Consider the following 13715-nt stretch of genomic DNA (forward strand, 5'->3'; position numbering starts at 1 on the left):
ACCGAGCTTAAACTTCGCTAGGCGCCAACTTTAAGCGTAGGCTTAAGAAGAATAATCCCCCTTGAAGAGAGGAAACACGTGCCAGGAGAAAACTTATCCAGGGTCGAAGCCGCTGAACGCGCTGCACTGGTAACCACGCATTCTTATCGAGTAGAGCTTGATCTAACCGGAACAGAAACATTCACTTCCCGATCAACAATTAAGTTCTCCGCTAAAGAGGGGGCATCAACGTTTGTTGATCTCATCGCTAAATCTGTGGAAAAGATTTCCCTCAATGGGAGAGAGGTTTCCGTTGAAAACTACCAAGGTTCTCGCATTGTACTTTCAGAGCTTGCCGACGAAAACGAATTGGTTGTTGAAGCGGTTTGTGAGTACTCCCATACCGGTGAAGGATTACATCGTGCGATCGATCCCGCTGACGGCCAGGCATATCTATACTCTCAGTTCGAAGTGCCGGATTCACGACGTATGTACGCCGTTTTTGAACAGCCTGACCTCAAGGCAAACTTCACCTTCGTGGTAACCACGCCAGATCACTGGAACGTGTTCTCTGTATCCCCAACGCCGGAACCAGAGTTACTGGGCGATGGTATCGCGCGCTGGGAGTTTACTCCCACTGAAACAATTTCTTCCTACCTCACCTGCATCGTTGCCGGTCCTTATCAAGGAGTTGAGGGAAGCTATACTTCGGTTGATGGCCGCACCATCCCAATGGGTGTTTACGTGCGTGAGTCGTTGCATGAGTACCTTGATGGTGAAGAAATCATCGAAATTACCAAGGCAGGAATGCCGTTCTTTGAGAAAGCCTTCGATCAGCCATATCCATTCCGCAAATACGATCAGATCTTTGTGCCCGAGTATAACGCCGGAGCAATGGAACACCCCGGCTGCGTCACCATCCTTGACGATTATATCTTCCGTTCACGCCCTTCGGAGGCCATCATTGAACGCCGAGCGATCACAGTTCTACACGAGCTTGCTCACATGTGGTTCGGCGATCTAGTCACCATGAAATGGTGGGATGACCTGTGGCTTAACGAATCCTTTGCTGAGTATATGAGTCATGTTGCTACCGCTGAAACAACTCGCTGGACTGATGCTTGGGTAACGTTTAACTCTTCGGAGAAGTCTTGGGCACAAGCTCAAGATCAGCTTCCTTCCACCCACCCAATTGCCGCAGATATCCGCGATCTTGAAGACGTAATGGTCAACTTTGATGGAATCACCTACGGAAAAGGCGCTTCAGTATTCCAGCAACTCGTTGCATACGTTGGCTGGAAAGGCTTTATCACCGGTGTTCAAAAGTACCTGGCAAAGAAAGCTTGGGGAAATGCAACGCTCAATGACCTCTTAGTTGAGCTCGAGGCGGCGTCGGGGCGCGATCTTAAAGAATGGTCAAAGCTTTGGCTCGAAGAATCTGGAATCAATATCCTCAAACCTGAAATTGAGGAAGAAGCCGGTATAATAACCTCGCTTTCTATCCGTCAGGAATCTGACGGAAGGTCTTCGCTACGCCATCATCGAATTGGCATAGGCGGATACAGCTTGGTCGATGGAAAGTATGAGCGGGTTGCTCACACTGAACTCGATATTGCTGGTGAGCTAACCGGAGTAAAAGAATTCGAAGGAATCAAGCGGCCCGATCTGATCCTGATCAACGATGGCGACCTCGCTTACGCTAAGGTTCGATTAGATGAGGTTTCCTTGGCAAATGCAGTTGAGAATATTAACTCGTTTACCGATCGTCTTGCCCGCACCCTCGTTCTGTTCTCTGCTTGGGATATGTGCCGCGATGGCGAAATGCCGGCAACAGATTTCGCTCACCTTATTTTGAAAGCAGTTGAAACCGAAGATCACGGAACCGTTTTACGCACGATCCTTAACCAGCTTACAACGGCAACGAATCTGTATTCGGCGCCAACCAATCGCGAAAGCTTGCAGCTTGAAGTCGGAAATCATCTAGCTAAAATTGCCCAGACGACCGAGCCCGGTTCAGATCGCCAACTCCAGATCGCGACTTCTGCGGTTACCCTCGCTTATACTGATGAGCAACTCGATTTTATCGCAGGCTGGCTCGACGGCATCGCAGTCCCAGATGGATTAGTCATGGACAATGCAATGCGCTGGTCTGTTATTCAGCGTCTAGCTATCGCTGGTCGCGTTACTGAAGATGATGTCGAAGCCGAACGCTTAGAACGCGACAACACCGCATCGGGCGCGGTAGCAGCAGCGCGAGCACGTGCATCGATTGCCAATTCGGCGGCTAAAGAACGCGCATGGCGAGATCTGACCGGTGGTGAAGTTCCAAACTCAGTTCAGCGTGGGTTGGCTTTAGGCTTCTCTGGTGGAGATGCCGCGCTTCTCGTTCCATTCGTCGAAAAGTATTTCGCAACTGTGGAACAGCAGTGGGCCGAGCGCACGAAGGAAATTGCCTCAAATATGATTTCCTATTCATTCCCCACTAAGCTGGCTGGACGAACCGACCTTGGCATCGACATCGTTACTTATGGCAAAGAGTGGATTTCTAATCATAGCAATGCGGCACCTGCCATGCTCCGACTAGTTTCGGAAGCTCTTGACGGAGCGCGACGTGCAATTGCTGCTCAAGAATGTGATGCTCAAGGAGCTAAAGCTTAAGTAAAAGCCTTTCATCGCTTAATTCTTCTTTGACGTTGAGCAGTGAAAGAACTTAGTTTATGGGCTTGTCTCACGATACAGATAGATCGTGAGACAAGCCCATAAACGTACCCATTGTTGTGAGTCGAAGTGACGAACGATCAAACCACGAAGATCCTTCGGTCGTCACAGGACTAGTAACAGGACTAGTATTCGTCCATCGGCTCAGTGTTAAGTTCAAGAGCCAAATCGTTTAGTAACGACTGCGCTTGGGCTCCAATAATTAGTTGAACTCGGCCACGTTGAATGACTACGCTGAGAATTCCTTCAGCTCTCAACCGAGATACGTCTACTGCACTAGTATCGTTTACCGTGAGTTCAATTCTTGAGATGGCTCCATCAACTTTGATAATGTTCTCGGATCCACCACACAAATTTATAATTTTATCTCGAGTGATATGTTCTGTTGTTTCAGCTCCTTGAATCACAAATAAGCCACCTATTCCCGGTTTTCTAGATTGTTTTTGAAAGTCTGGATCAAGGATATCAACCTTGGATTGGTGGAAAGGTCTTCCACAAGCACAACCTTTTCAGTGCCGTCAGCAAGTGGAATCTTCCAGTTTGGATACTCTTGGTCAGTGCCAGGTTGATTTTGGCTACGCCGCTCGCCAACGGCGTCGGTAAGTGAAATTCCGAGTAAGTCGGACGGCGTCGTCGTAATATAAGCGTGCAAGGCTTCGATAATCTCGCGCTCAGAAGCATCTTCCTTCATAAAGCCGTACTCGCGTAGTCGCTCGAACACAAGTGCGCGTTCATGGCGCGCATTTTGCCTGGTTTTTTCCTCTGAGTCTTCAAGCAAACCAAGGCGAGCACGCAGATCAACATGTTCTTCAGCCAAGTACCCTGCGGCTGGAGGTAGATCATGCGTATCGACTGTGACCAACACATTGCGTCGGAAATCGCGCCCGTGCTTGGGGTGCCCATCATCGTCTTTCTCAAACCAGAACACCGAGGTCCCCAAGATACCACGCTCGCCCAGGTAGTCGCGTACCCAAGGTTCAACTGTTCCCAAATCTTCGCCAATGATCACAGCGCCCGAACGATAGGCTTCAAGCAAGAGAATTCCCACCATTGCTTCGTGGTTAAACCGGACGTATGTTCCTTCCACTGGCATACATCCAGTAGGAATCCACCACAACCGGAATAGACCCATCACATGATCAATACGCAAAGCCCCAGCATGGCGCAAAACGGTCCTAACCATGTCTCGCAAAGGTGCGTAATCGAGGTCTTCCAGTTCATTTGGCTTCCAAGGTGGCTGGTGCCAGTTCTGTCCAATCTGGTTGTACATATCTGGTGGTGCACCCACCCCCATATTCGGAGCAAAGGCATGCGGAATCGTCCACGTATCGGCACCCATCGGATGAACGCCAACGGCAAGATCATGGCAGATACCGTATTCCATCCCCGCAGCCTTGGCAATACGCTGAGCATCGCGTAGCTGTTCGTCCATAATCCACTGCAACCACGCCCAAAAATCTATTCGATCAGCTAGACGCAAACGCTCCTGTGCAACGAACGGAGATTGGATATCCCGCAAATGAGAAGGGATCTTTCCATCATATGCTTCATTGATAGCGCACCAGAGTGCGAAATCTTCAAGGCCTTCTCCCTCGATCTCACGGAAACGATCAAAGGCTCGTTGACGGCCTTCCGAACGTTCCACTTGAAAAATCACTTCAAGTGCCTCACGCTTGGATTCCCAAGATCGATCGCGATCGATTAAAGTGTTTTCCAGCGAAGCTTTCTTTACGTCTTCACCTGCCCAGAGCACTAGTGAACGCTGAGGCGCCGTCATATAAGCTACTTCGCGGATGTTTTCTGGACGGATATAGATTGGATTGAAAAAACGTCTAGTAACTGGAAGATACGGCGAAGGGGACATAGCCCCCACGACTTCGGCCGCATGAAGTGGATTAATCAAAAGAAAATCAGCGCCTAGGTTACCGAATATTGAGCCCATTTCAGCCAGATCGTCCAGATCACCAATTCCCCACGAATTACGCGAACGCACCGAGTACAACTGAGCCATCATTCCCCATGATCGCCCCCAAGCTCTCTTACCATCTGGGAGTCGGTGTGGAGCTACGACCAGCGTTTCTTCATATTCTTCGGATTCACCCGCTTGGGTTTCCACTACAGCGCGAAGCTTGTGATATCCAAGTTGCGTGCCTTCGCCGATATAAAAAGTTGCTTGACCAGTGAGGACTCCATCGATCATGCGCGGCTCAGTGTAATCATCGCCTTGGTTGAGCGCTAACCGACCGCCGTCTTCCAACAACAGTTCCAAACGAACTCGCGCACCGTGCGGTACATGAACATGGATCGGCGTTGCACAATTATTTCGCACAACTGGGCACTTAGGAAGGACAGAATACCATTCTTGATGAAGACGACGCTGCAATTGTGTCGCGATCGCTTCTTCCGAATCTATGTGGAGTCCCATCGATTCAAGCACAGCAACGAGGGTATGGTCTTCAACTTGACGTAAGTTACCATCGTATCCCCAGAATTCAGTGGAGATACCGTAGGCCTGGGCGAGTTGAACCAATAATTCGCGATCTTGAACGTAAGTAACCATCAAAAGCTTCCTCGCTGCATGGGTAAGGTTTTCGATTAAAGAAAGCTTTGCAAGACTATGAAAAATTTTGCAACAACTGCAGTTCACTCTACTCAATCATCTGGCATAAACCTAGTTGGAAACGCAAATTTCTCAATGATTTTTCTAAATTTCGCATTTCGAGTATCGATGCGTCAGCTTCGTTCACCAATATCGGAATATTTTCATTGCTCTTTAAGAAATCTGTAAAGTTAGGTGTGCATTGCCAAGCAGGAGATGAAGATGAAAATTTCGGTACCAACGACGAATGATGAACCACTAGCGTCTATCCTTAGCACGCTACGAATGCATGTGAAAGAAAACGACTCTTTCGAGGGAACAAATCTTCCGCAGTTCTCCGGCAGGGTCTATGGCGGGCAAGTTTTCGCCCAAGCTGTGATCGCAGCAGGCACGAGCTTAGCCGATGCTGGGCACCCTAACCGGAACATCCATTCGATTACCGCAGCTTTTCTGCGCCCAGGGGTACTCGATGAACCGATCGTATTTGACGTCGAAGATGTACTCGATGGCCGATCGTTTTCAACGCGCAGAATTTACGCTTCTCAGTTCGGACAGACGATCTTAAGTGCGCGGGCGTCCTTCCAAGAAGACCAGCCTGGCGTATCACATCAATCCGCAGTACCCAGTGCTCCTAATCCTGATGAATTAGAATCCTCGGTTGATTTCTTTGCTTCCCTCGATCTTCCGATTGCCCGTTTCATGAGCTCTACAAATGCCATCGATATGCGGCATGTTCACGGAGCTATCTGGGCAAAACCACAAAAAGAAGCATCTGATTCCACACTGATTTGGTTCAAGTTGCGCAACCCGATGCCCGAAGAGTCAAATCAGTTGTTGCATCGCGCAATCCTTGCCTATGCCACCGACCAGTTTATGCTCGAACCAATTTTGCGAATGCACAATATGTCGTGGTTAAATCCGGATCTCTCACTCGCAACACTTGATCACACTATTTGGTGGCATCGTAACGTAAATATGTCTGATTGGATCCTCACAGAATTGAAGTCTCCCTCCGCGCAAGGTGGTCGTGGCCTTTCAATCGCAAAGTTCTTCCAAAACGGTGAACACATTGCAACCATGGCTCAAGAAGGAATGGTTCGCGCTCGCCACCTGCAATAGTACTAGTTCGTATTCGTTTTTGCAGGAGATCCCATCACCATGAAATAGAAATATCGAACCAAAAGGAAGTGGGGTGCGATCATTGCGATTGCACCCCACCTTTGAGTCAAACCAGAGTTAGCCCCTATTCATTGTCAAGATATATTCGGATCGGAGCCTCTAAGTCTTGAACATACTCGGAGTGCCGATTGCGAATCATATGAACGATTGCCACAACAACCGCAACTGTAATGATGATTCCCGCTCCGATAAGGAGAATTGACGTGAACAAATAGAGATTAGCCATGGATGCGGATTCCTTAGTCGCGAGTGAGCTTGCGGTAAGCCATCGCACTTGGACGTGCAGCATCTGCTCCAAGACGCTCAATCTTGTTCTTCTCATATGATTCAAAGTTTCCTTCGAACCAGTACCAGTTATAAGGCTCTTCTTCAGTGCCTTCCCACGCAAGGATATGCGTGGCAACACGGTCAAGGAACCAGCGATCATGGGTAATGACGACGGCGCATCCAGGAAATTCAAGAAGCGCGTTTTCCAGCGATCCCAGAGTTTCAACGTCAAGGTCGTTGGTTGGTTCGTCAAGCAGGATCAGGTTTCCACCCTGCTTAAGGGTAAGTGCAAGATTCAATCGGTTGCGTTCTCCACCTGAGAGTACCCCAGCAGGTTTTTGCTGATCAGCACCTTTAAATCCAAAAGCGGAAACATATGCGCGAGATGGCATCTCTACGTTCCCAACCTTGATAAAGTCAAGCCCGTCGGAAACGACTTCCCATAGGTTCTTGTTCGGATCAATACCAGCACGGTTCTGATCAACGTAGGAAATCTTTACGGTTTCACCGATCTTGAGGTCGCCACCGTCAAGCGGCTCTAAACCAACAATCGTCTTGAACAGAGTCGTTTTTCCAACGCCGTTCGGACCGATAATTCCCACAATGCCGTTACGCGGCAAGGAGAATGATAAGTCCTTTATCAGAGTACGATCACCGAAGCCTTTGAGAAGGTCTTTAGCTTCGATCACAACATTCCCAAGACGTGGTCCTGGTGGAATCTGAATCTCTTCAAAATCGAGCTTGCGCGTACGCTCAGCCTCTGCAGCCATTTCCTCATAGCGAGCCAGACGAGCCTTCGACTTTGCTTGCCGGCCCTTTGCGGAGCTACGAACCCACTCAAGTTCTTCCTTGAGACGCTTTTGCAGCTTGGCATCTTTCTTACCTTGAACCTGCAAGCGATCCTGCTTCTTCTCCAAGTAAGTTGAGTAGTTGCCCTCGTATGGGTAAAGCTGACCGCGGTCTACTTCCGCAATCCACTCTGCAACATGATCTAGGAAGTAACGGTCGTGGGTAACCGCGATAACGGCACCCGGATACTTTGCCAAATGCTGTTCGAGCCATTCAACTGATTCGGCATCCAAGTGGTTGGTAGGCTCGTCAAGAAGAAGAAGATCCGGTGCTTCAAGTAGCAATTTACAAAGCGCTACGCGGCGACGTTCACCACCGGAAAGGACTTTGACCGGTGTATCAGGTGGTGGGCAACGAAGCGCGTCCATAGCTTGAGCAAGCTGAGCATCCAAGTCCCATGCATTAGCTGCATCGATCTCAGTTTGTAACTTACCCATTTCTTCCATAAGGGCATCAAAATCAGCGTCTGGCTCAGCCATTTCAAGTCCGATTTGGTTGAAACGCTCAACCTTGGCAAACATATCACCAGCAGCTTCTTGGACGTTTTCCAAAACCGTTTTGGATTCATTCAACGGTGGTTCTTGGAGCAAAATGCCAACTGAGTATCCTGGTGAAAGTCGAGCCTCACCATTAGAAGCTTCGTCCAAACCAGCCATGATCTTCAAAATCGTCGACTTACCAGCACCGTTAGGACCGACCATACCGATCTTTGCACCAGGCAAGAATGCCATGGTCACATCGTTCAAAATGACCTTGTCCCCTACGGTTTTACGAGCTCGAACCATGGAGTAAATATATTCAGCCACGTTTCCTCATCATCTCTTGATATGCACTGCGAATTGCAGAATTTTCCGTGTTCAAGCCTAACGAAAATACGCTACGAATCAAAGCTCATCGAACAAAGGCTCACATCCGCGTTAGCTTAGTCCAATGAGCTTCAACCCTATGCGCATCCGAATCACGTTTCGCGGCGAAATACCGTTTATCGGTTTATACTAGACCCCCATCAAAGCACCTGTGGGATCTAGAGAATCTACGTTTTCTTCCTCAGGATTTTCATCTTCGAGTTCGGATTCATTTTCTCCCTCAGGAAGTATGGAGTCGCGTCCCACTTCCCAATGATTAGGTTCACCCGGAACCGGCAGAAGTTGGCTTTGAGAGATCTTTGCGTAGGATGCGATTCCATTGTTGAGATCAATCCCTACCGAATCCGCCATGATAATATGGGAGATGCGAGAAACGTTTTCTTTATCTACATAAGTTCGGGTCACTAAGCGCCCACGAACTAAAAGCGGAGTACCTTTGTGAACACACATCGATACATGACGCGCTAGGGCTCCATAGCAACGTACGGAGTACCACATGGTGTTTCCGTCCTCAAATTGCCCGGTCTTCTTGTTAAACACCCGCGGAGTCACCCCTACGTTGACGACGGCGGTAGAGATTTTAGCGCGTTCGTCATGCGTAGCATCGGAATTCGAATAGACAACTGGTTCGTTTCCAGCCCATCCCCGAACCGAAATCGTTGTTTCATTAGACATGTCGTCTCCTTTGATAGTTGCTTGACATGTCTTAGTGTTATCTGAATGCAAATGGTTCCGTACACACCAAAAACAAACTGTGGAAACAGTGCTCCGTTTGCGTGGATGTGGACAATCACTTCATATTCTTTAGCTTCGGAGTAGCTCCCGAGCACGTCGATGCTTCTGCACAACTTCATTTGGCCCCTGAACCAAGTGCTCACGCAAGGTTGTTTGAAGAGCCGCACGAACGTCGTCGTCATATTCATGTGCGAGGCGACGCACAGACTTCTTGTGATGAAGGCTGATTCCAAAGAACAAAGCCAGAGCTAAAACAAATGCCACGGCGGCAATACCGGCTCTGCTAGCAACGCTCGCTGCTGGAATACCGAGCACGGCAAGTGTTACTCCCCCTGCGAATATCAACAAAGCTAGAACTAACCCCAACCAAAGCGGCGTACGCGAGATCCGAGGAAGAGGTGTGGACTTCAGCGCCGTTCCAATCACTCGCCTAATTCGATCAGCAGAAGAAACATTTTCAACTACCGGGTTCTTCCAATCATCAGGCATCGTTTCACGGAGATAGTTCAGCCAAGCATCTCTGATCGCTACGACCATCGTGTTTGACGGTTGATCAGGCATAGTAAGCGCAGTTTTCGATAGTTTCCCACCGGCGTCGTTAATCGAAGTGACAACCGCGGGCACACCCGATGCCCTCATAACCTGGTCCGTCATTTCATTGAACTTTTCTCCGCTGAAATCAGGTTCTCGCAAGGCTAAATGCTGGGAAAGACGCGATGCAATTGCTTCGAGTTCGGCTACTGCCGTTCGGGCGGTTGTGGCGCTTGCCTGAACAGCCGACTTAAGGACGGTGTAAACCGGCGTCAGACCGATCTTGTGAAGAGCAGAAATGGGGAAAATAGGAACTTGGCCCAAACCATCCTTTGCCATAAGATTCGCCAAATCCGCAATTAACTCATCGACGTGTTCGGGTGGGACTGTGTCAATATGGTTTAGCACAACAATCATGGATTCACTACGTTGACGCAGATTTTCCAAGTACTGCTGATGGAGAACTTGATCTGCATACTTTTGTGGATCTAATACCCACACTAATACGTCAATCATTGGAATCAGACGGCTGACCAGCACTGAATGCGCCACCTGGATTGAATCATGATCGGGAAGATCTAAGAGCACGAGTCCCTGAAGATCGGAGTCATCAACCAAAATCGATGAATGGTTGATTCTGCGGTGTTCATCAACCTCAAGGTAGTCCAAGAGATCCGAAGCCGAATCTCCCCACGTGCAAGCCGTGGCACGTTCCGTAGTCGGGCGTAACTCACCGGCATCGGCAAATTCAAACCCTGTGAGGGCGTTAAATAACGTTGACTTACCTGAACCTGTGCCACCCACCAGTGCGACGACGGTATTACCAGCACCAAAGCGCGTGCGTTCACTGACCTTGGCAACGTCTATCCGCGAGCGCTGAACCAAGGCGGTGTTAATGAACGGCTCCATCGATTGCAGGGCTTGGTTCAATTCCTCCACCCGCTGGCGAACATAGGCGTCATCAATCTCAACATGTGAAGACACTGAATACCTACCAGCTTCACCCATGCCCATTTCCTTCATTGTTGACTCACTTTGCATAGTCTGAAAATTCGCTAGCTCGTAACCTCAGGATAAAGCTATCACCGATATCAAGTTTAGCTAGCGGCTCATAATATGCTTGAACCAAAGAATCCATCGCGTTTCTCACCACTTTCGCAAGGTGAGCTCGAGCATCCCAGACACTCTTTTCCATTCCGAGCGCAGCGGCCGCTTTCATGGCGCCGGCAATTCCCCCTGCGGCGGAGCCAATAAGTGCAGCGTTTCCGGCATGCCCAAACCACGGATTTTCAGGAACAGTTTTCCCTAGCCTTGATAATTCTTGTTTCCATTCAGAAAGTGCACCCTGAACAATCGCTTCCCTATCGACGCTGGTCCTAGCTTGTTCTAAAAACTGTTCGGTATCGACGATATCACTTTTCCATGTATCGCTTATTTCGTTTTCTGAGGCAACGAGCCCTTGCGTAAGTGCAACTTGCGCTGAGGTTAGAACCGAGTCAAAAAGCAAGGTGGCGGCATTATCGCGCCCTTCGGTACGTTTTTGGAATAGATTTGGCTTTTTACCGGAAACTAACGATGCTAAGGGACCACCTGTGGAGGCCAAAGACAGCCAGGCAGTAGTCGGGGCACCTTGCCCAAATCTTCCGGCCGAAATATTAGTTGCCAGCTTTTCGATTGGAGCCTGCGCACCTTCATAAGCTTTGTCTTTAAGATCCACAATCGCATTTTCTTGGAGTTCAACCGCATCGGCAAGGTTGAGAAGATCTGAGCGCAGAATCGGCAGAGTGGCAGCAGTGGTTCGATCAACCAACGTATTTCCCATCCGTGATTGAGCAATCGCTTTGAGCCATGCGCGGATTTCCGTAACAGTTACGTCCGGAAGTAAACCATTCATCGGCCCTTGATCCGGCACGATGAAGAGTGGGTTATTGGCTAAACCAACTGAATACATCCGTCGAGTGAGATCAGCACGCACTGGTTTCAACGCCCGTTCAGAGACTCTGTTCAGTACCACACCGCAAGTCAGACCACGACTCTGGGCGAGGTCAAGAACAGTCCAAGCTAAGGCATCTCCGTAGCGCGCCGCCGTCGTAACGAATAACCAAAGGTCGGCGGAATCAAGGAGACGATTCGATAGCTCACGGTTGGTATCCTCAACTGAATCGAGATCCGGCGCATCAACAATTACAATGCCAGGAAGTGCATACTCACTAACTACATAAGAACTAAAAGTTTTCAAGACATGGGAGCTCATCGAGGAAAGGTCTGACGGATGCAACACGGCAACCGGAGTACGAGTAGTGGGCCTCAGCACTGATGCCTCGGTTACTTCCTCACCAACTAGCGAGTTGACCAAGGTAGATTTACCTGCGCCTGAGGACCCTCCCAACACAATAATCGCAGGCAGGTTTGTAACCTCTAGGTGAGGCAAGATGCGAGCTTCAAGTTGGGTGATCAATTTTTGCTGCGCAGCTTTAATTTCGTGAGTTCCCGGCAAATCCAACGGCAAGTCAGTTTTGCGCAAGACATCAAGCGTCCTACGCACAAGGTTTGCAAGTTCAGCACGATTATTCACTGAGGTATTCACCCCTCTATTCTTACGCATTTTTCGAAAATATGTTTTCATTCGCTATGGAAACCCACATAAATCCATGAAGATCCGCACAAGCTCACACCATTCCCCTAACCTGTTGGTTAGCGGTTTTCCTGTAAAGGCGGTAAATTAGTGGTGGATTTCCGCTTGCCTCCATAGCTCAATGGATAGAGCACCAGACTTCTAATCTGTAGGTTGTGGGTTCGAGTCCCGCTGGGGGCGCAAATCTCAGGATTCTCCCACCAAAGTAATGTTTTGGTGGGAGAATCTGCTTGTCTGATTTGCTATTCTTGATAGGTGAGTAATTTTCCAGCACAGAATACGCCGATCGTTTGGATCGACTGTGAAATGACAGGTCTTGACCTTGAGAAGGACGATCTCGTTGAGATCGCAGTAGTGATCACCGACGCGGAACTTAATCCGCTTGATACCGGACTTGACCTAGTGATTCGTCCTTCCGAATCCGCAGTTGCAAATATGAATTCATTTGTGCGCAATATGCATACCGTCACCAATTTAATTAATGAATGGGACGACGGTTTAACGATGGAAGAAGCCCAAGCACAGACGCTCGCCTACATCAAGCGTTTTATTCCCGACGCCGGGAAGGCTCCTTTAGGTGGGAATTCAGTTGGGACCGACCGCACCTTCTTAGCTCGCGATATGCCTGAGCTAGTCGAGCACTTACATTACCGAGTCGTTGATGTGTCGTCGGTAAAAGAATTGGCTAAGCGCTGGTTCCCACGAACCTATTTCGCTGCCCCAGAAAAGACTGGCAATCACCGAGCTCTGGGCGATATCTACGACTCTATCGATGAACTTCGCTATTACCGTAGCGTGCTTTTCCCCAGTGGCGATGGTCCAACTTCGGACGAATCCCGTGCTATAGCGGCAAAGATCTTAACCGATCTAACCGTTGATCGTGCGGAACGTGCACACGAGGCATTGGAAGCCTCGAAAGCGTAACTGTCGCAGGTTATCCTTAATTAAATCACCGTGTAGGCGCTGATGTGGGTGGGGGCTAAACCCAAATGGGTTTAGCCCCCACCCACATCAGCTTTGTTTTTGCAAGATGCATGCCTCCGATTGCGTTTGGCCACTTTAAGCAACACTTCCACTAGTCACGACCCCAATAACAAAGCGTTAAATGCCAAGCCGCTACCCCGGTAACGAATATGCAAAAAGCCCGTCCGAAGACGAGCTTTTTGTTTCGTACACCGCCTGGGACTTGAACCCAGAACCCTCTGATTAAGAGTCAGATGCTCTGCCAGTTGAGCTAGCGGTGCGCAACGAGTTATAGCTTAGCGAAAGGAAATTAAATTATGCAAGTTTGGGACCAACTTCAAGCCTGTGACCTCACGCACAACCTCCATGAATGCAATATATATAACCATTTTCC

Annotated in this window: 10 protein-coding genes and 2 tRNA genes; 4 read left to right on the forward strand and 8 right to left on the reverse strand. The window is 49.1% G+C overall.

Annotated features, from left to right (window positions below; translation table 11 throughout):
- Positions 1 to 78 precede the first annotated feature (78 nt).
- Positions 79 to 2637, forward strand: coding sequence for an aminopeptidase N (gene pepN / locus EIH22_RS07180; RefSeq protein ID WP_124055107.1), 2559 nt, complete (start codon positions 79 to 81; stop codon positions 2635 to 2637).
- A 185-nt stretch (positions 2638 to 2822) separates the two neighbouring features.
- On the opposite strand, the gene EIH22_RS09160 is transcribed toward pepN, so the two are convergent.
- Together EIH22_RS09160 and malQ are read right to left on the reverse strand one after the other, a co-directional pair.
- Entirely contained in the window at positions 2823 to 3104 is a 282-nt protein-coding gene (locus EIH22_RS09160; RefSeq protein WP_407640831.1) for a PTS transporter subunit EIIB, read from the reverse strand.
- Positions 3105 to 3115: 11 nt separating this feature from the next.
- Positions 3116 to 5257 carry a 4-alpha-glucanotransferase gene (malQ, locus tag EIH22_RS07190; RefSeq protein WP_124055108.1) on the reverse strand — a complete coding sequence of 714 codons (2142 nt, stop codon included), beginning with the start codon at positions 5255 to 5257 and terminating at the stop codon, positions 3116 to 3118.
- Positions 5258 to 5518: 261 nt separating this feature from the next.
- Here malQ and EIH22_RS07195 point away from each other — a divergent pair, with 261 nt between their 5' ends.
- Complete coding sequence (locus EIH22_RS07195; protein ID WP_235001811.1) at positions 5519 to 6415, forward strand: acyl-CoA thioesterase; 897 nt, start codon at positions 5519 to 5521, stop codon at positions 6413 to 6415.
- 124 nt (positions 6416 to 6539) lie between these two features.
- Here EIH22_RS07195 and EIH22_RS08940 read toward each other — a convergent pair whose 3' ends face one another.
- The 5 genes from EIH22_RS08940 to EIH22_RS07215 form a co-directional block, all read right to left on the reverse strand.
- Entirely contained in the window at positions 6540 to 6701 is a 162-nt protein-coding gene (locus EIH22_RS08940; RefSeq protein WP_160149045.1) for a hypothetical protein, read from the reverse strand.
- Between the two features lie 13 nt (positions 6702 to 6714).
- The gene (ettA, locus tag EIH22_RS07200) at positions 6715 to 8397 is read right to left on the reverse strand and encodes an energy-dependent translational throttle protein EttA (RefSeq protein WP_124055110.1); all 1683 of its coding nucleotides are present in this window, start codon (positions 8395 to 8397) and stop codon (positions 6715 to 6717) included.
- A gap of 189 nt (positions 8398 to 8586) precedes the next feature.
- Positions 8587 to 9132, reverse strand: coding sequence for a single-stranded DNA-binding protein (locus tag EIH22_RS07205; protein WP_124055111.1), 546 nt, complete (start codon positions 9130 to 9132; stop codon positions 8587 to 8589).
- Between the two features lie 129 nt (positions 9133 to 9261).
- Complete coding sequence (locus EIH22_RS07210) at positions 9262 to 10746, reverse strand: GTPase (RefSeq protein WP_235001812.1); 1485 nt, start codon at positions 10744 to 10746, stop codon at positions 9262 to 9264.
- Positions 10747 to 10753: 7 nt separating this feature from the next.
- On the reverse strand, positions 10754 to 12310 hold the full coding sequence (locus tag EIH22_RS07215) for a GTPase (RefSeq protein ID WP_160149046.1): 1557 nt from the start codon (positions 12308 to 12310) through the stop codon (positions 10754 to 10756).
- A 155-nt stretch (positions 12311 to 12465) separates the two neighbouring features.
- Here EIH22_RS07215 and EIH22_RS07220 point away from each other — a divergent pair.
- Both EIH22_RS07220 and orn read left to right on the forward strand, forming a co-directional pair.
- Positions 12466 to 12538, forward strand: a tRNA-Arg gene (locus tag EIH22_RS07220).
- Between the two features lie 75 nt (positions 12539 to 12613).
- Entirely contained in the window at positions 12614 to 13282 is a 669-nt protein-coding gene (gene orn / locus EIH22_RS07225) for an oligoribonuclease (protein ID WP_268808220.1), read from the forward strand.
- 247 nt (positions 13283 to 13529) lie between these two features.
- Here orn and EIH22_RS07230 read toward each other — a convergent pair.
- Positions 13530 to 13602 (reverse strand) — tRNA-Lys (locus EIH22_RS07230).
- Positions 13603 to 13715 lie beyond the last annotated feature (113 nt).

Source organism: Arcanobacterium ihumii, assembly GCF_900604515.1.
Taxonomy (GTDB): Bacteria; Actinomycetota; Actinomycetes; order Actinomycetales; family Actinomycetaceae; genus Arcanobacterium_A; species Arcanobacterium_A ihumii.

Coding starts and splice junctions, on each gene's coding strand:
- EIH22_RS07205 (WP_124055111.1), bottom strand. CDS start 9,132: ATGTCTAATGAAACAACGATTTCGGTTCGGGGATGGGCTGGAAACGAA.
- EIH22_RS07210 (WP_235001812.1), bottom strand. CDS start 10,746: ATGAAGGAAATGGGCATGGGTGAAGCTGGTAGGTATTCAGTGTCTTCA.
- EIH22_RS07195 (WP_235001811.1), top strand. CDS start 5,519: ATGAAAATTTCGGTACCAACGACGAATGATGAACCACTAGCGTCTATC.
- EIH22_RS08940 (WP_160149045.1), bottom strand. CDS start 6,701: ATGGCTAATCTCTATTTGTTCACGTCAATTCTCCTTATCGGAGCGGGA.
- malQ (WP_124055108.1), bottom strand. CDS start 5,257: ATGGTTACTTACGTTCAAGATCGCGAATTATTGGTTCAACTCGCCCAG.